The organism is Streptomyces humidus, assembly GCF_014649655.1.
Lineage (GTDB): Bacteria > Actinomycetota > Actinomycetes > Streptomycetales > Streptomycetaceae > Streptomyces > Streptomyces humidus.
Genome location: NZ_BMTL01000008.1, coordinates 40998 through 58470, shown reverse-complemented (window position 1 = coordinate 58470; position 17473 = coordinate 40998). Strand labels below are relative to the sequence as shown.

Annotated in this window: 16 protein-coding genes; 11 read left to right on the top strand and 5 right to left on the bottom strand. The window is 73.6% G+C overall.

Annotation, left to right across the window (positions count from 1 at the left end; genetic code table 11):
• Positions 1-7 precede the first annotated feature (7 nt).
• The 6 genes from IE239_RS11275 to IE239_RS11250 all read left to right on the top strand — a co-directional run bounded on the left by IE239_RS11275 (position 8) and on the right by IE239_RS11250 (position 6021).
• Positions 8-328, top strand: coding sequence for an L-rhamnose mutarotase (locus tag IE239_RS11275; protein ID WP_190149107.1), 321 nt, complete (start codon positions 8-10; stop codon positions 326-328).
• Between the two features lie 21 nt (positions 329-349).
• Entirely contained in the window at positions 350-1762 is a 1413-nt protein-coding gene (locus IE239_RS11270) for a BNR repeat-containing protein (RefSeq protein ID WP_190149106.1), read from the top strand.
• Between the two features lie 94 nt (positions 1763-1856).
• Positions 1857-2897 carry a LacI family DNA-binding transcriptional regulator gene (locus IE239_RS11265; protein ID WP_190149105.1) on the top strand — a complete coding sequence of 347 codons (1041 nt, stop codon included), beginning with the start codon at positions 1857-1859 and terminating at the stop codon, positions 2895-2897.
• A gap of 195 nt (positions 2898-3092) precedes the next feature.
• Positions 3093-4394: an alpha/beta fold hydrolase gene (locus IE239_RS11260; RefSeq protein WP_190149104.1), complete on the top strand. Its 1302-nt coding sequence runs from the start codon at positions 3093-3095 to the stop codon at positions 4392-4394.
• Between the two features lie 27 nt (positions 4395-4421).
• Positions 4422-5165, top strand: a complete 744-nt coding sequence (locus IE239_RS11255) for a PIG-L deacetylase family protein (RefSeq protein ID WP_190149103.1) — start codon at positions 4422-4424, stop codon at positions 5163-5165.
• Between the two features lie 25 nt (positions 5166-5190).
• Complete coding sequence (locus tag IE239_RS11250) at positions 5191-6021, top strand: pentapeptide repeat-containing protein (RefSeq protein WP_190149102.1); 831 nt, start codon at positions 5191-5193, stop codon at positions 6019-6021.
• Here IE239_RS11250 and IE239_RS11245 read toward each other — a convergent pair.
• Positions 5983-7677, bottom strand: a complete 1695-nt coding sequence (locus tag IE239_RS11245) for a cytochrome P450 (protein WP_190149101.1) — start codon at positions 7675-7677, stop codon at positions 5983-5985. The two genes, IE239_RS11250 and IE239_RS11245, sit on opposite strands and share 39 nt — an antisense overlap.
• Positions 7678-7785: 108 nt before the next feature.
• Here IE239_RS11245 and IE239_RS11240 point away from each other — a divergent pair, with 108 nt between their 5' ends.
• Positions 7786-8403 (top strand): TetR/AcrR family transcriptional regulator, encoded by a 618-nt coding sequence (locus tag IE239_RS11240; protein WP_190149100.1) that lies wholly within the window; start codon positions 7786-7788, stop codon positions 8401-8403.
• A gap of 215 nt (positions 8404-8618) precedes the next feature.
• A complete protein-coding gene (locus tag IE239_RS11235; protein ID WP_190149099.1) occupies positions 8619-9344 on the top strand; it encodes a DUF2470 domain-containing protein in 726 nt (241 codons plus the stop codon).
• Here the strand turns inward: IE239_RS11235 and IE239_RS11230 are convergent.
• From IE239_RS11230 to IE239_RS11220, 3 genes are all read right to left on the bottom strand, one after another.
• Positions 9312-10616 (bottom strand): lactonase family protein, encoded by a 1305-nt coding sequence (locus IE239_RS11230; protein WP_190149098.1) that lies wholly within the window; start codon positions 10614-10616, stop codon positions 9312-9314. The genes IE239_RS11235 and IE239_RS11230 overlap by 33 nt on opposite strands.
• Before the next feature lie 202 nt (positions 10617-10818).
• Entirely contained in the window at positions 10819-12072 is a 1254-nt protein-coding gene (locus IE239_RS11225; RefSeq protein ID WP_190149097.1) for an FUSC family protein, read from the bottom strand.
• Positions 12073-12309: 237 nt separating this feature from the next.
• Complete coding sequence (locus tag IE239_RS11220; RefSeq protein ID WP_190149096.1) at positions 12310-13206, bottom strand: phosphotransferase; 897 nt, start codon at positions 13204-13206, stop codon at positions 12310-12312.
• A gap of 401 nt (positions 13207-13607) precedes the next feature.
• Between IE239_RS11220 and IE239_RS11215 the strand changes: the two genes are divergently transcribed.
• The 3 genes from IE239_RS11215 (at position 13608) to IE239_RS11200 (ending at position 16466) form a co-directional block, all read left to right on the top strand.
• On the top strand, positions 13608-14570 hold the full coding sequence (locus IE239_RS11215) for a phosphotransferase family protein (RefSeq protein WP_190149095.1): 963 nt from the start codon (positions 13608-13610) through the stop codon (positions 14568-14570).
• Positions 14571-14660: 90 nt separating this feature from the next.
• Positions 14661-16097, top strand: a complete 1437-nt coding sequence (locus IE239_RS41990; protein WP_229878028.1) for an ROK family transcriptional regulator — start codon at positions 14661-14663, stop codon at positions 16095-16097.
• 138 nt (positions 16098-16235) lie between these two features.
• Entirely contained in the window at positions 16236-16466 is a 231-nt protein-coding gene (locus tag IE239_RS11200) for a hypothetical protein (RefSeq protein WP_190149094.1), read from the top strand.
• Positions 16467-16760: 294 nt separating this feature from the next.
• Here the strand turns inward: IE239_RS11200 and IE239_RS11195 are convergent, their stop codons facing one another.
• On the bottom strand, positions 16761-17417 hold the full coding sequence (locus IE239_RS11195) for an HAD family hydrolase (RefSeq protein WP_190149093.1): 657 nt from the start codon (positions 17415-17417) through the stop codon (positions 16761-16763).
• Between the last annotated feature and the right edge of the window lie 56 nt (positions 17418-17473).

Genomic DNA, 17473 nt, shown 5'->3' with positions numbered 1-17473 from the left:
GCTGTTGATGCAGCGTGTCTGCTTTCTGCTCAAGGTCCGGGCGGACCGCCTCGACGAGTACCGCGAGCGGCATGCCGCCGTGTGGCCGGAAATGCTCGAAGCTCTCTCGGCCACCGGCTGGCACAACTACTCGCTCTTCCTGCGCGAGGACGGACTGCTCGTCGGCTACCTGGAGACCGAGGACTTCGCGGCCGCCCGGGCGGGCATGGAGGCCACCGACGTCAACGCCCGCTGGCAGGCGGAGATGGCGCCGTTCTTCGAGTCGACGGACGGCGCCCGGCCCGATGAAGCGATGAAACCCCTCACCGAGGTCTTCCACCTCGCCTGACCACCGCAGGAGCCGCAAACGATGAGAAGACGTACCGTGCTCGCGTCCGCCGCGCTGGCCGCCATGGCGGCGCCGGGCGTCGCACGAGCCGCGACACCCGGCCCCTCCGTCACCCGGAAGGGCACCAGCCGACTCGACGCGCAGGCCGTGTTCTTCGTGTCCTACGACGGGCTGGTCAACAACAACTCGTTCCAGAAGAACGGGCTGTTGACCTACAACGGCCACCAGTACGCCACCTGGTACACCTCCACCGGGAACGCGGTCGTCGCCCGCCGCGTCCTCGGCGACACCACCTGGCCCACGGTCACCCTCCCGCACCGGCTCAAGTCCAGCGACTCCCACAACGTCATCTCCATGGGCGTCTCCCGCAGCGACGGCCGCCTCCACCTGAACATGGACTCCCACAGCGACGGCTTCTTCTACGTGAAGTCGGTCGCCGGGCTCCTGGACGACCCGGCGGCCACCGCCTGGACCTCCTCCGTCTTCGGCGCCGTCCAGACCACCCTCGACGGCCTCGCGCTCACCCCCCAGTTCACCTACCCGCAGTTCGTGTCCACGCCCGAGGGCAGGCTCCAGCTCAGCTACCGCGCCGGCGTCTCCGGCAACGGGCGCAACGCCCTGGCCGAGTACGACGGTTCGACGTGGACGAACCTCGGCGAGTGGTCGTCCTCCACCGGGACCTACACCAGCCGGCACGGCTCCTCCACCGCCCGCAACATGTACCTGCACGGCATCGACTACGACGGCGCCGGCCGGCTGCACTCCCTCTTCACCTGGCGCGAGCAGAACGGCGCGGTGATGTGCTCCGGCGGCGGCATCAGCAACCACGACACCGGCTACGTCTACTCCGACGACCGCGGCCGGACCTGGCGCAACGACGCGGGCGCCGCCGTCGGCGCCACGGGAGGCTCCGACAAGGTCGCCGTCACCGACGGCGGGCTCGTCGTGGACGCGCTCGATCCGGACCACTCCCTGATGAACCAGGAGAGCCAGGCCACCGACTCCGCCGGCCGGCCGCACGCGATCATCAGCTACGTCCCCGGCCGCTTCGGCCAGTGCACCACGAACTACGTCGCCGACCGCACCGCAAGCGGCCGCGCCTTCCACCTGCGCAAGAACGCCTCGGGCAGCTGGCAGAAGACCGAGATCCCCGTCGCCCTCGGCTCCAGCCAGCGCACCAAGCTCGTGCTCGACAAGTACGACAACGCCTACGCGATCTTTCCGTTCGGCCGCATCGCCGGCGCCTCCAAGGCCTCCGGCCACACCGACTGGACGGTGCTCTTCGACGGCGGCGGCCTCAACGCGTTCGGCGAGGTCGTCGTCGACGAGACGAGGGTCGGGGCGGACAACGTGCTCTCGTTCATGTACCAGGAGAAGTCGAGCGGGACGACCCCCTCGGCGCTCCACGTCGTCGACTTCGCGCTGCCCGCATGACCGGCGCACCGACTCGGCCGGCGGCGGCGCGACGGCGTGACGGTAATGTGAAGGCCGTCCCGCCGTGCCCCGTTCACCTGGAGGTTCCCGCCTGATGGCCCAGTCGGTGGGTATCAAGGACGTCGCGCGTGCCGCCGGAGTCTCCGTCGGCACGGTGTCCAACGTCATCAACCGCCCGGACACGGTCGCCACGGAGACCCGCGCCCGGGTGCTGTCGGCGATAGACCGCCTCGGGTACGTCCGCAGCGAGTCCGCCCGTCAACTGCGCGCGGGACGCAGCCGGATCATGGGTCTGCTCGTCCTCGACATGGGCAACCCCTTCTTCGTGGACGTCGCCCGCGGCGCCGAGCGGGCCGCCCGGGACGCCGGCCTCGGCGTGATGGTCTGCAACAGCGCCGAGAGCGCCGGGGAGGAGGCCGAGTACCTGTCGCTCTTCGCCGAGCAGCGGGTGCGCGGCGTGCTGCTCACTCCGGCCGACGCCACCGGCCGCAACATCGAGTCCTTCCGCCGGCACGGCATCCCCTTCGTGCTGGTGGACCGGGTCTCCGAGGGCACGGCCGAGTGCTCGGTGTCGGTGGACGACGTGGCGGGCGGCGCGCTCGCCGTCCGGCATCTGATCGACGCCGGACACCGCTCGATCGCCTACGTCAGCGGCCCGCCGGGCTTCACCCAGGTCCGCGACCGCCGCACCGGAGCGCTGAACGCGCTGGCCGAGGCCGGCCTCGGCCCGGACAGCCTGCGCGAGTTGCCCACCGAGCGGCTCGACGTCGCAGCCGGACGCGACGCGGGCGCCCGGCTGCTCGGCCTCGCCGACCGTCCGACGGCCGTGTTCTGCGCCAACGACCTGCTCGCCCTCGGCGTCCTGCAGGCCATGTACGCGGCCGGCGTCGCCGTCCCCGACGACCTCGCCATCGTCGGATACGACGACATCGAGTTCGCCGCCGCCGCGGCCGTCCCGCTCACCTCGGTGCGGCAGCCCGCCGTGACCATGGGCGCCCTGGCCGCCGAGATGCTGCTGGAGGAGACCGAGGAAGGCGCCGAGGACGACCGGGGCGGGAAGCGGGCGCACGAACACCGCCGGGTGGTGCTCCAACCGGAGCTGGTGGTGCGCAGGTCCAGCCTGTCCGCACGGTGAGCGGCGTACCGTCCCCGTGTCGAACGGCGCACCGCTCACCCTGCTGAACCCCCGTTCAGCAGCGTACTGAACAGGCGTTCAGCAGGGCGCCGGGCGGCCGTACGGCGCCGTGCATGATCCCCCGGGCTCGGGCGCCGCCCGGACATGTGCTGAACTGGGCCGCGGTCCGCACACCGATCGTCCCGGGAGCCTTCGTTGTCCGTCAGCTACCGTCAGCCCGGCGTCGTCCTCACCGACCGCCGTTTCACCGTGCCCCTCGACCACGCCGATCCGGCCGGGGAGACGATCGGGCTCTACGCCCGTGAGGTCGTCGCGAGCGGCAAGGCGGACCAGGACCTGCCGTGGCTGCTCTACCTCCAGGGCGGGCCGGGTTTCGGCGCCCACCGGTTCGTCGGCAGGCCGGCCTGGCTCGACCGCGCACTGGAGGAGTACCGGGTCCTGCTCCTGGACCAGCGCGGCACCGGACACTCCACCCCGGCCAACCGCCAGACGCTTCCGCTGCGCGGCGGTCCGGCCGAACAGGCCGACTACCTCGCCCACTTCCGCGCCGACTCCATCGTCCGCGACGCCGAGCTGATCCGCCGCGAGGTCACCGGCGGCGCCCCCTGGACCGTCCTCGGCCAGAGCTTCGGCGGCTTCTGCGCGGTCACGTACCTCTCGCTCGCCCCGGAGGGCCTGGCCGCCGTCCTGATCACCGGCGGGCTGCCGTCCCTCGACGCCCACGCCGACGACGTCTACCGCGCCGCCTATCCGCGCATGGAGCGCAAGACCGCCGCGCACTACACCCGCTACCCGCTCGACGTCGAGCGCGTCCGCCGCATCGCCGACCACCTGCTGCACCACGAGGTGACCCTCCCCACCGGCTACCGGCTGACCGTCGAGGCGTTCCAGACGCTGGGCATCCTGCTCGGCGGCGGCGAGGGCAGCCACCGACTGCACCACCTCCTCGAAGAGGCGTTCGTGACCACCCCCCGGGGCCCCGAGCTGTCCGACGCCTTCCAGGAGGAGGTGCAGGGCCTGCTCTCGTTCGCGGGACACCCGCTCTACGCCCTCGTCCACGAGGCGATCTACGGGCAGGGCGCCCGCCCCACCGACTGGTCGGCCGAACGGGTGCGCGCCGAGTTCCCCCAGTTCGACGCCGCCAAGACGCTCACCGGAGACGGTCCGCTGCTCCTCACTGGAGAAACGATCCATCCCTGGATGTTCGAGACCGACCCCGCCCTGCGCCCGCTGCGCGAGACCGCCGGACTCCTCGCCGCCCGCACCGACTGGCCGACGCTGTACGACCCCGCCCGGCTGGCCGCCAACGAGGTGCCGGTCGCGGCCGCGGTCTACCACGACGACCTGTACGTCGACACCGCCCACTCGCTGCGCACGGCGCGGGCGATCCGGGGGCTGCGCACCTGGGTCACCGACGAGTTCGAGCACGACGGCGTGCGGGCCGGCGGTCCCCGCGTCCTGGACCGCCTGCTCGCCCTCGCCCGTGACGAGGCGTGAGGGCACGGTGACCGATAGTCTGCGGGGATGACCGAGCCGAGGATCCCCCAGCTCCAGCCCATGCCCGAGGACTGGCAGCGCGCCCTTGCCGTGGTGGCGCACCCGGACGACCTGGAGTACGGCTGTGCCGCGGCGATCGCCGCCTGGACCGACGCCGGCCGCGAGGTCGGCTATGTGCTGGCGACCCGCGGCGAGGCGGGCATCGACACCCTCGCGCCCGCCGAGTGCGGCCCGCTGCGCGAGCGGGAACAGCGGGCGAGCGCGGCCGTGGTGGGCGTCTCGTCGGTCGAGTTCCTCGATCACCGCGACGGCGTCGTCGAGTACGGTCCCGCCCTGCGCCGTGACATCGCCGCCGCCGTCCGCCGGCACCGTCCCGAACTGGTGATCACCCTCAACCACCGTGACACCTGGGGCGGGGTCGCCTGGAACACCCCCGACCACGTCGCCGTCGGCCGGGCCGTCCTCGACGCGGCCGGGGACGCGGGCAACCGCTGGATCTTCCCCGAACTCGTCGAGCAGGGTCTGCAGCCCTGGAACGGGGTGCGCTGGGTCGCCGTGGCCGGGTCCACGACGCCCACCCACGCCGTGGACGCGTCGGCGGGCCTGGACCGTGCGGTGGCCTCGCTGCTCGAACACCGCGCCTACATCGAGGCGTTGACCGACGAGACGCCTGAGGCCTACGCGCGGGAGTTCCTGACCGGAGTGGCGACGTCCGCGGGGGAGAGGTTCGGCGGGCGGCCTGCCGTGGCGTTCGAGCTGTTCAACCGGTAGTCCGCCGGGTCAGTAGGCTGGCCGCATGCGAGACAAGACGGTGGAGCGGGCCGACCTGTGCGGCGACTGCGAGAACTGCTTCGGACTGTGCTGCGTGGCCCTGCCCTTCGCCCGCTCCGCGGACTTCGCGATCGACAAGCCCGCCGGGACGCCGTGCCCGAACCTGGGCGAGGACCACCGGTGCGGCATCCACGCGCGGCTGCGGCAGTCCGGCTTCACCGGCTGCACGGTCTACGACTGCTTCGGCGCCGGGCAGAAGGTCTCCCAGGTCACCTTCGGCGGCCGGGACCGGAGGACGGCCTCGCGCGCGGAGGCCCGGCGCATGTCCGAGGTGTTCCCGGTGGTCCGGCAGCTCCACGAACTTCTCTGGTATCTCGCCGAGGCGCTCGCCCTCCCCGCCGCCCGTCCGGTCCACGGCGAGCTGCGCCGGCTCCTCGACCGCACCGACGAGCTCACCCGGCTTTCCCCGGACGAGCTGGCCGCGCTCGACGTGCCCGCCCACCGTCAGGACGTCAACGTGCTGCTGCTGAGGACCAGCGAACTGGTCCGGTCCGGCATACCCGGGCGCGGGAAGGAGCGGCGGGGCGCCGACCTGGTGGGCGCCCGGCTCAAGGGCGCCGATCTGTACGGCGCGAACCTCCGCGGCGCCTGTCTGATCGCCGCCGACCTCACCGGCGCGGACCTGCGCCGAGCGGACCTGATCGGCGCCGACCTGCGCGACACCGACCTGACGGACGCCGATCTGACCGGCGCGTTCTTCCTGACCCAGCCGCAGCTGAACGCGGCTAGGGGGAGCGCGGGCACCCGCCTGCCGGAGTCAGTCGCCCGCCCCGCGCACTGGACAGCGCGGCGCTGAGCCGGGCGCTTCGCACCCTTCGCCGACCGGGCCGCCGACATGTCCGTCGTCATGTCCGTCGTCATGCCCGTCGTCATGCCCGCCGACGCGTCCGTCGACCGGACCGTCGGACGACGTCCGGGTGCGCCGCTCCAGACGCATCCGAAGACCCTCCGGCATCAGCGTCAGCCGTTCCGTGACCCTCAGCCGGTAGGAGGGGTCCGGCCGCAACTCGTAGCGGCGCAGCAGCAGCCCCAGCACCAGCACGGCCTCGTGCAGCGCGAACTGCCGTCCGATGCAGGCCCGCGCGCCGGTGCCGAAGGGCTTGTAGGTGTGCGGGGCACGCGCGCGCACGGCCTGGGCGTCGAAGCGGTCCGGGTCGAAGCGTTCGGGGTGCGGCCCCCACACCTCCGGGTCGCGGTGCAGCATGGGGGTCAGCACCAGCGCCCAGCCGCCGCGCCGCATCGGGTGCTCGCCCGCCAGCACGGTGTCCGCCGTGGCCTCGCGCGCGAACGCGGGCGCCGTCGGCCACAGCCGCAGCGCCTCGTCGAGCACCCGTCGCACCAGGCGCAGCTTCGCCACCTGCTCGTAGCCGGGCATCGCCGTGTCCCCCCACACCCGGTCCACCTCGGCGCGGGCGCGGGCCGCGAGGCGCGGGTCGAGGGAGAGGTAGTGCAGGGCGAAGGAGAGCGCGCCCGAGGTCGTCTCGTGGCCGGCCACCAGGAAGGTGACGACCTGGCGGCGCACGTTCAGCGCCGACAGCCGTTCGCCCGTCGAGGGGTGGGCGGTGTCGAGCATCCGGTCGAGCAGGTCGCCCTGCCCGCCGCCCGCCGACCGGCGCGCCCGCACCAGATCGTCGACCGTGCGGTTGAGGAAGGCGATGTCGGCCTCGTTGCGGCGCGCGGCCCGCCACACCAGGGCGGGGGAGGGCACGGTGTTCAGACGCTGTGCGTAGGTGAGGGTGCCCACCATCGCCGTGACGAAGGGGTGCGGCTGGGCGCGCTCGAAGGAGCCGAAGTCGTGCCCGAAGCCGGTGCGCGCGATCGTCTCCAGGGTCAGTTTGGTCATGTCCCCGGGCACGTCCACCGCCCGGCCCGCGGCGAGTTCCGCGTCCCAGTGGCGGGTGAGCCGCGCCGCCACGTCCAGCATCATCGGGTGGTAGGCGGCCATGGCCTCACGGCTGAACCCCGGGGCCAGCACGTCGTGCGCCAACTGCCAGTTCGGCTCGTGGTTGTACGCCGTGAACAGGGCGTCCCCCACCACCGGGCGCAGGTTGGCGATGCCCAGTCCCACGTGCTTGGCGAACCGCGTCTCGTCCGCCATGTCGGCGGCGAGCGCCGCGCCCCCGACGAACACGAACTCCCGGTTGAACACCTTGCGGCGGAAGATCGGGCCCAGCTCCGTGGCGTATCGAAGGGAGTCCTGCAAGGGTGTGCGCCGGCTCGCGCCCAGGAGGTCGCCGAGCAGGGGGATCCGGTGCGGCGGATGCGGTATGCGAGCCAACTCGGGCCAGCCGTACTCCGCGCTGCGGAACCCCTTCGGCAGGGCATGCGCGGTCGTCGCACCGGTCGCCTCCGCCTGCTGCGGCGCCGCCGCGCTCCGCGGGGACCCGGTCGAGCCCGCCGGCCCCTCTGCCCTCGCCGGCCCCGCTGTTCCCGTCGTCCCCGTCTCCGCCATGACGCGATCTCCCTCGATGCAGCGGCAGGTTGAGCATGTTGTACATGGGTTCAATAACGCGCTTCAGTCTGGTGCCGCCGTCGAACCGGCGTCAAGTAAGGTGCGGCCATGGCCGCGAACCAGGGGGAGGGGCGCATCCGACGCCGGCTCAGCACCGAGGAGCGCAGGGAACAGCTCCTTTCGGTCGGCGCGCGGCTCTTCTCGGAGAGCCCGTACGACGACGTGTGGATCGAGCAGGTCGCCGAGATCGCCGGGGTCTCCCGTGGCCTGCTGTACCACTACTTCCCCACCAAGCGGGACTTCTTCGCGGCGGTCGTCGAGCGTGAGAGCGAGCGGATGCTGCGTATGACGGCGGCGGTGCCCGGCGTCCCCGTCCGCGAACAGCTGGTGTCCGGCCTCGACACCTATCTGGAGTACGTGGAGACCCACGCGCACGGCTATCGCGCGTTCCACCGCGCGGACGCCGCCGGCGACCAGGCCGTGCGGAAGGTCTACCAGCGGGCGCTCGCGGCGCAGGAGCGCCAGATGCTGACGGCCCTCGGCGCCGACTCCGAGTTCGGCCGGGTCTTCGGGGAGCGCCCCGACGTACGGCTCGCCGTGCGCGGCTGGCTGGCCTTCACCACGGCGGTCTGCCTGGAGTGGCTGCGGGGGTCGGAGCTCTCCCGTGAGCAGGTAAGGGAGTTGTGCGCCAGGGCGCTGCTGGGGGTCATCGCCCCTCCGGGCTGATCCTCCACGGGCTGATCCTCTGCGGGACGATCCGCTGCGGGTGATCACCGGGGGGTCGGGTGACGTGCGTCGAGGTCCGTCGGGGCTCGTCGGGGGCTCGCTAACGGCCCGTCGGGACGGGCGATTCTCGTCGAGGTGTTCGCCGGTGGGGCGGTGGTTGGCGCGAGCACCGAACTCCGATAGGTTAGGCAAGGCTTACCTTAGGAGGTTTCGGGATGGGTGACAGCCACAGCTGGGCCGCGGTGCCCGCCACCGCCGAGCGGGCCCGTTCGGTGCTCGCCACCGCATGGTCCTGCGCGGTGACCGCGGACGGCGGGCGCGAGGAGTTCGCCGGCGCGCACACCGTGGACGACGACGGCCGAGTGGTCCTGCGCGTCCCCGAGGACAGCGCTCTGCTCGCGGCGGCGGTCCGCGCGCCCCGCGGTGAGCCGTCCGCCGTGCTGGAGTTCGCCGACGTCGCGCCCGTTCCGGTGCGCCACCGGGTCCGCGCCCGGCTCTGGCTCGCCGGCTGGTTCACCCCCGAGGACGACCGTCTCGCCTTCCGGGCCACCCGTGTCGTCTTCCGGCCGCCAACCGGCGCGGTCGTCGTCGCCCTCGACGAGTTCGCGCAGGCCCGCCCCGACCCCCTCGCCGCCGCCGAGGCCCGGCTGCTCACGCATCTCGCCGACGCCCACCCGGACGCGGTGGAGCGGCTCACCCGGCTCGTCCCACCGGACAGCCTGCACGGCGCCGTCCGCGTGCGGCCGCTCGCCGTGGACCGGCACGGGCTGACGCTGCGGGTCGAACGCGCCCGCGCCCACGGCGACGTACGGCTGCCCTTCCACGCTCCCGCCGACGACGTCGGCCGGCTCACCGAGCGGATGCACGTCCTGCTCGCCCAGGCGGCCGCCGCGTCCTGCCCGCGCGCCCTACACCGGCAGCGCGCAGACGGCGACGGGTGAGGCGAACGGCTCGCCGGCGAGCCGGAGCCCGCCGTTCGTGACGTCCACCCGGAAGACGCTGACCGTGCCGGAGCGCTGGTTGGCGGCGAACAGCAGCCCTCCGTCGGGGGAAAGGGCGATCTGCCGCGGGAAGTCGCCCTCCACGGGCGTCGTGCCGAGCAGCCGCAGCCGGGCGCCGTCGGCCTCCACCGTGTAGCGCGCGACGGTGTCGTCGCCGCGGTTGGCGAGGAAGGCGTACGCGCCGTCCGGCGTGACGACCGGCTGGGCCGGGTAGTTGGTCTCCGCCGTCGAGCCGGTGGACTGCGGCCGCCCGATCGTCAGCCGGCCGCTCGACGGCTCGTAGGCGCACACCACGATGGTGTCGTCGGCCTCGTTCGCCAGGTAGGCGTGCCGGCCGCCCGGATGGAACGCGAGGTGGCGCGGACCGGCGCCCGGCCGGGTCTGCGCCCGGGAGACCTCCGTGAGGGTGCCTGTCCTGTCGTCCAGGCGGTAGCTGTACACGGTGTCCGTGCCGAAGTCGACGGCCAGGACGTGTCCGCCGTCCGGGGCCGTGACGACCTGGTGGGCGTGCGGCCCCTGCCTGCCCGGCAGGGGCGCCGGACGCGAGTGCCGGACCATGTCGGTGCGCTCACCGAGCGCCCCCGAGGCGTCGATCGGGTGCACGGCCACGGTGCCCGAGCCGAAGTCGGCGCTCAGCAGCCACCGCCCGCCGGGGTGGACGGTCAGATGGCAGGTGCCGGCCCCGCCGGTGGCCCGGCTGCCCAGCACCTGCTCGTCGGACAGCCGCACCGCGGTCACCGCGCCCGGATCGCGTTCGTCGACCGCGTACAGGGTTGCGCCGTCCGGGTGGACCGCGAGGTAGGACGGGTCCGGCACCCCGGTGATCGTCCCCTTCCCGGTGATCCGCCCCGAGGCGCTGTCGTACGAGGCGACGCCGATGCCCTTCCCGCCGCCCTGCGCGGAGGTGTAGGTGCCCAGGTACAGCGGGCGGGCGCCCGAGAGGCCCGGCGAGGGATCGGACGAAGGATCGGGCGAGGCCATCGGAGCGGCGGACGTCGGAGCAGCGGACGACGACTGCCGGGGCGGTGCGCCGCGCGGCGCCTCCCGGGCGCCGGACGGATCACCGTCACCACCGCAGCCGGCCAGCGCCGATCCCGCGGCCACGCCGCCGAGCGCCCCCACGAAACGGCGCCTCGGCCAGCGTTCCCGGTCCGCGGCCTCCTGCGGGCCGCCGTAGGCCGCCCGTCGCGCCGCTCCCGTGCCACTGTCCATGCCCGCACCTCAGGTCGTCGTACGCCTCCACCGTGACAGCCACCTTGACCCGGACCGGCCGGCGAACGCAAAAGCGGACGCGCAGGCGGGACGCGCGGCGCGCGGCGGGGCGGCGGACCGGGTGCGGGCGCGCGGGTGCGGGGACGGGGACGGAGATGGCCGCGCGGTGAGGGCGCCGGGACGGGGATCGTCGTCGCGCACGTCAGCGGGAACGACGTCGGACGGCGGCCCGGTTCCGCCGCAGCCGGCCCGGTATCCGCAGTCGCTCCCGGACCCCGTACAGCCACGGCCGGCGCTCACGCTCCTCGCGACTGTTGCGGTCCAGCTCCTCCAGGAGCCGGCGGGAGCGGTGCTCGGTGTCGAGCTCGTCGAGGATGCGGTTGACCTCGGTCAGCAGCGCGCCGTGCAACTGCCACTGCCGGGCGTCGTGCTGGATCTGCTCCAGCAGCAGCTGGGCGAACTTGTCGCGGGTGGTGGCGGCCTGCCGCAGCTCGGCGGTGAGCCGGGCCTCGGCGGCGTCCGCGTCCAGGCTGACGTGCGTGGTCACCAGCACCGCGAAGCTGACCACCGCGTCGGCCATCTCGGACAGCACCTGCTCGACGACCTCGCCGGTCGCGGGCGGGAACAGCGGGTGCGGCTCGCGCTCCTTGGCGAGGTCGGTCAGCGAGCGGGCGATCACCCGCAGCACGACCGTGCAGATCTCCAGCGTGTCCAGACCGGTGCGCAGCACCACGCGGTGCAGCAGCCCCTCCCGCACCCGTGGATTGAGCCGCAGGCTCTCCTCGGCCTGCCGCAGGGCCGCGTCCACCTCGACGATGTCGTGGTCCAGCCGCCGTGCCTCGTGCAGCCGGGCGGCGGCCTGCTCGGCCGGGGTACGGCCCGCGGCCTCCTCGCCGATGCGCAGCATCAGCTGCCGCAGCCGCCGGGCCAGCCCCTCGATCGACTCACCGGCCTCCTCCACCCACACCGGCGGTGGCAGCAGCAGGTTGCAGCCGAGGCCGACGAACGCGCCGATCAGCGTCTCCACCACCCGCGCCCACGCCGTGTCCCCGACCGTGGTGACGCCCAGCACCAGCATGGCGCTGATCGCCACTTCCGGGACGTACTCGTCGACCCGCACCAGGTGCCCCACCCCCAGCGAGGCCACGATCAGCAGCCCCAGACTCCACCAGGTCAGACCCACCAGGAGACTGAAGACGATGGCGACGACGACACCGGCGACGACCGCGGTCACCCGGCGGACACCGTTGGTGAGGGTCGCGTACAGGGTGACCTGGACGACGAGCAACGCCGTCAGCGGTGCGGTGAGCGGCAGGGCCTCGGGGCTCAGACGCAGCGCGACGACGTACGCGATCGAGGCCGCGGTGGCCGACCGCAGAGCCTGGAGGACGACGGGATCCCGATGGCGCCGCACCAGCCGCACGAGCGGCGCCGCACGCTGACGTACATCTTGCATCCCCTGACCAGTTCCCCTCCTCAGGAAGCTCGAACGTCTCCCGCGCCCCGCGATGGACCGGCCGGCCGGACCGTGTCCTCCGTCGCCGGGGAGCCGGGTCGGCGCCCGCCTCCGGACCTCGCCGCGGAGCGAGGCCTCGCCGCCCGGTCCGGAGCCGCCCGGGTGGAGCCGCCCGGGTCACCGGTCTCCGACGCCGTCGGCGACGGTGGCCGGCCCGCGGGTGTGCACAAGCGTGCGTCAAACGCCCTTCAGCACACGATCGAGGGCCGCCCGGCCGGCAGGTCCCCAGTGCGGCTTGCCGCCGGGAAGGCCCCGGTCTCCGTTGTGCCCCATGAGCATCAGGAACAGGCTCTTCACAGCGGCCAGCCCGCGGGCGCGCCGGATCGCCGCCTCGTCTGCACGCGCGTACCTGTCGAAGAACCGTGAGGCCGAGCCCGCGGGCAGCAGCACCCATGCGGCGGCGAGGTCCCACGCCGGATCGCCGGCGAACATGTCGCCGAAGTCGACGATGCCCGAGAGCGTTCCGTCCGAGACGACGACGTTCGCGGGATGGAGGTCGCCGTGTACCCACACCGGCGGGCCCTCCCGCTCCCGGGCCGTGACCGCGTCGTCCCAGACGGCCCGGACGCCGTCGGCGACGTCGTCGGGAGCAACGGCCTGGAAGAGGTTCTCGAAACCGTCCGTGCAGTTCCTCGGATGGGCGCCGCGGTCCGTGGAGACCGGCGCCTCGGCGGGCGCCTCCACATGGAGTGCCCGAAGGAAGTCCGCCAACGTGTCGGCGGCGTGGTCGCCGCGGCTGATCGAGCCGTGGTCCAGCGGCTCGCCGGGAACCCACGTCATCACGGTCCAGTGCTTGGGGAAGCGCTCGGACGGTTCGCCGGACCGCACCGGGACCGGCACCGGGAGCGGCAGGCGCGGGGCCAGCACCGGCAGCCACCGCCGCTCCTTCAGCTGGTGCTCCGGAGTGGGGTCCATGCGCTGCATGCGCACAGCCAACTCGTCTCCGAGGCGCCACATCTGGTTGCCCCAGCCGCCCACCACCTTCCGGACGGCCAGCTCCGCAAGGTCTGGATGCTGCTCCCGGAGCAGGTCGCGGACCAGGTCTGCGGTGATCTCGATCCCGGTGTCGGTCATGCGAAGCCACCCTAGCGAGCCGACACGCGGACCGTTTCTCTCGTTCTGCCGAACACCCTCACTGATCCGGTGCTCGATACCCAGGCCGGATCCGGCTCGGCGCGCCCGGTCGTCGAGATCCGCGACAACCTCATCCCCGCACCGCCGTTGCGACGGCCTCACGCCATCCCTGAAAATCCGTGGTCGCTGCGGGGCCGCACTGCCTACGCTTCGGACCTGCGCACCGTCCGTCTTCGTGTCTCCCGCAGGTGGGCGAGGCGAGACCATCGCCTCACTCGATCGGCGCCTGCCCCGGCAGCGCGAACCATGGACCCTGGACGGCTGAACGCGGACGGCGGTCACCTCCAGGACGGCTGCGCGGCGGGCCGAACGAGGGGCCGGAAGAAGGGGAGGGACACACGATGACGGACTCCTGGGCGCGCGCCCGTGACGTGCTGGCGGCGGCGGGCATCCCGCCCGACCGCCTCGCCCGGGTCCGCCCGCTCGGCGGCGGCACCTACAACACCGTCGAGGAGCTGGGTCTCACCGACGGCAGCCGCTATGTGCTCAAGGTCGAGCCCGCGGCGGCTGGTCTGAGCCACGAGAACCGGCTGCTGGTGGGCGAGGCGGAGTTCTGCCGGGGGGCCGCCGAGGCCGGGGTGGCGGCTCCGCGCGTGGTGGTCCTCGACGGTCCCTGTCTGCTGATGACGCTGTGCCCGGGCGACCCGTGGGACGACTCGCTCTCCGTCGCCGAACAGGTCCGGCTGCGCGCGGAGTTGGGCCGACAGGTCGCCCGGCTGCACGAGGTGGCCGGTCCCGGTTTCGGATATCCGACCGGCGCGCTCGGCCCCCTCGTCCCCGACTGGCGCACCGCGTTCACGACGATGTTCGGCGCCGTCCTCGACGACGCCCGCCGCTACGGCGCACCCCTGCCCCGCCCCGCCGACGAGGTGGCCGCCGTGACCCGCACCGCCTACGACGCCCTCGACGAGGTCACCGGCCCGCGCCTGGTCCACTTCGACCTGTGGCCGGGCAACATCCTGGTCGACCGCGCCGGCGGCACACCCCGAGTCGGAGGCCTGATCGACGGCGAGCGCATGTTCTGGGGCGACCCCCTCGCGGACTTCGTCTCCCTGGCGCTGCTGGGGGACATCAGGAAGGACGAGGCGTTCCTCCGGGGATACCGAGAGGCAGGCGGGCCGGCCGTGTTCAGCGCGTCCGCCCGGGTGCGTCTCGCGCTCTACCGCGCCTACCTGTACCTGATCATGCTCACCGAGACGGTCCCGCGGGCAGCCGGTCCCGAACACCTCCGCTGGGTGCAGGAGAGGGTGTCCCCGGAGCTGCTCGCGGCACTGGACGAGATCATCGACGCCGCCTCTTCTTAGCTCACATCGTGAACTAAGGGTTGGAGAATGTCGCGCAGGCCCTCCCGCGGAGGTATGTTGCAGGCCGGGCAGGGCTCGGAGGGGAGCGACATGACGGGGCGGAGCGGGCGCACGGTGCGCGACCTCAGGCGGGCCAACCGCACGGCCGTGCTGCAACGGCTCTACTTCGACGGGCCCCTCAGCCGCTTCGAGCTCGGGCCGGTCACCGGCCTCAGTTCCGGCTCGGTCAGCAACGTCGTCGCCGACCTGGTCGCCGACGGGCTGGTGGAGGAGGCCGGCAGCGTCGACTCCGACGGCGGCCGCCCCCGCACCCTGCTGCGAGTGGCCCCCGGCAGCGGTCACCTGATCGGCGTGGACGTCGGCGAGACCCGGGTGCGGATCGAGCTGTTCGACCTCACGCTCACCGAACTCGCACGCGCCGAAAGGCCGTTGGAGCAGCGCCGATACGAGGTCGACGGAATCGTCGGCCATGTCCGCGAGGGCGTCGCCGAGGTGCTGGCGGCGGCCGGCGTCGCCGCCGAGCAGTTGCTCGGGGTCGGCATCGGCGTCCCGGGCGTCGTCGAGCACACCCCCGGACGCGGCGCCGTGGTGCACGGCCAGACCATCGGCTGGGACGCGGTCCCGCTGGAGGAGTTGCTGCGCGAGGGCTCCTCCCTGCCCGAGAGCGTCCCGTACTTCATCGACAACGGCGCGAAGACCCTGGGCCAGGCCGAGATGTGGTTCGGCGGCGGCCGGGGCGCGCACAGCGCGGTCGTCGTCCTGTTCGGTTCCGGCATCGGGGCGTGCCTGGTCACCCCGGAGGTGGAGCACGGCCGGGCCGTCGAATGGGGCCATCTGACGGTCCGGGTGCGGGGCCGCCGCTGCCGCTGCGGCGCCCTGGGCTGTCTGGAGGCGTACGCGGGCGCGGAAGCGCTTCTCGAACGCTGGCGCGAACGGGGCGGCCGACCGCCCGAGGACGTCGACGAGGAGACCGCGCTGACCGCGATGCTGGCCGCCGCCCGTCCCCCGGCGGAGCCGGACGACGACCGGACCGACGACGACCGGACCGACGACGACCGGTCCGGCGACGGGGGGCCCACCGGTGAAGAGGGGCCGGCCGACGCCGGGGAGTCCGCCGGTGACCGGGAGCCCTTCGCTGCGGGGGAGCCCGGCAGCGCGGGGCGGGCCGCCGACCCCGTCGCGCTCGCCGTCCTGGAGGAGACCGCCGAGTACCTCGGCGCCGGTCTCTCCGATCTGATCAACCTCTTCCAGCCGGAGCGCATCCTCATCGGCGGCTGGGCCGGCCTCCAGCTCGGAGCCCGCTTCCTGCCCGCCGTACGCCGCCATGCCACCGCGTACGCGCTGCGCCACCCCGCCCGTAAGGTCACCGTCGAGCTCGGGCGGCTGGGCCCGGACGCGGTCACCGTGGGGGCGGCGATCCTCCCGCTCGCCGACTTCTTCGGCCGTGGCGGCCGACGCCCCGAGCCCGCGCCCACCGGCCCGGCCCCGGCCTGGCGGACGGTACTGGAGGAACGCGCCCCACGCTGACCCCGCGCCCTGCGAGGCGGAGCCGGTGGCCGCGCGTTTCGCCGCCCGTGCAGGAGGTACTCGCGACTCGCCCGGACGAACGCCGTCCGGGGAGCGTCGCCCGCGTCCGGCGCGGTGCGAGGGCGAAGGGAGGACGTCGTGGCCGAACACCCCCAGGGCCCCGGGGAGAACGTCCCGGTTCCGCGGGATCTTCCGGACCAGCAGGCAGGCGGGGGCGACGACCGCTGGGACGTCGCCGAGCCGGAGGAGTCCCGGGAGGCCGCCGAGGACGTCCCCGACACCGACGAGGCGGGAACGGGCCGCCAGGGTGCGCCCCACGCGGGCAGCGGCGGGTCCGAGAGCCCCGAGCCCGAAGAGCCGACCGCCTGACGCTTCCCCACTGCGCGGGGAGCAGCCGTACCGCCGTCCCTGGGTGCCCGGACACCGGAGAAGAGGGAAGCCCCGACCGGACGGGGGAATCACGGCCGGGGCGGTCTGTGCGTGGGTGCGGACGGCGGTCGCCTCTCGGCGGAACGCTCCACAGGGCTTCAGCCGGACGATCGTCCCTGTGGGCAGAAGGTGAGGCCCGGGGACACTGTCCCGTCCACACCCACGGCTGGTTAAACGGTCAACTAACTCTGGGTGTTCCCCTGTTCGCCGCAGCACGCGGTGACGTCCGTCACCTCAGGCCAGCGGACTCGTCGACAGTGAGGCCAGGAGGTCGGCCGGGTCGGCGTAGACGGCTTCCGCGCCCGCCTCCAGCAGGTCGGCCCGCGGGATGCCGCCGCTGAGGACGCCTACGCAGCGCACTCCCGCCCGGCGGCCGGCCCGCATGTCCCACACGGTGTCGCCGACGAACACGGCCCGCTCGGCGGGGGCGCCGACCAGCTCCAGGGCGCGCCGCACCGGCTCCGGCGCCGGCTTGCCCTCCTCGACGTCGTCCGCGCCGGCCGTCGCGGCGATGACGTCGTCCGCGTCGATGGCGCTGCGCAGGGCAGACAGCTCGGGCCCGCTCGCCGAGGTGGCGAGCACGACCGTCCAGCCGTCGCCGTGCAGCCGGCGCAGCAGCGGACCGGCGTCCCGCAGCGGCGGCAGCCGGTCGAAGTACTGTCCGTACAGGGCCTTGTGGGCGGCGCCGAGTCCGGCGTCCTCGTCCTTGTCCCGGTCGTCGCCGAGCACGCGGGCGATCAGGTCGTCGGACCCGAGCCCCACGGCCCGGAGCACGGCGTGCATCGGCACCCGGTGGCCCGCCTGCCGGAATGCCTCCCACCAGGTGACGACGTGCAGGTGGTTGGTGTCGACGAGGGTGCCGTCGACGTCGAACACGGCGGCGCGTGTCATCTGGGTCCCTTCTTCGGATACCACGGAAAACCCCGAGCGGGACCCCGAGTACCACC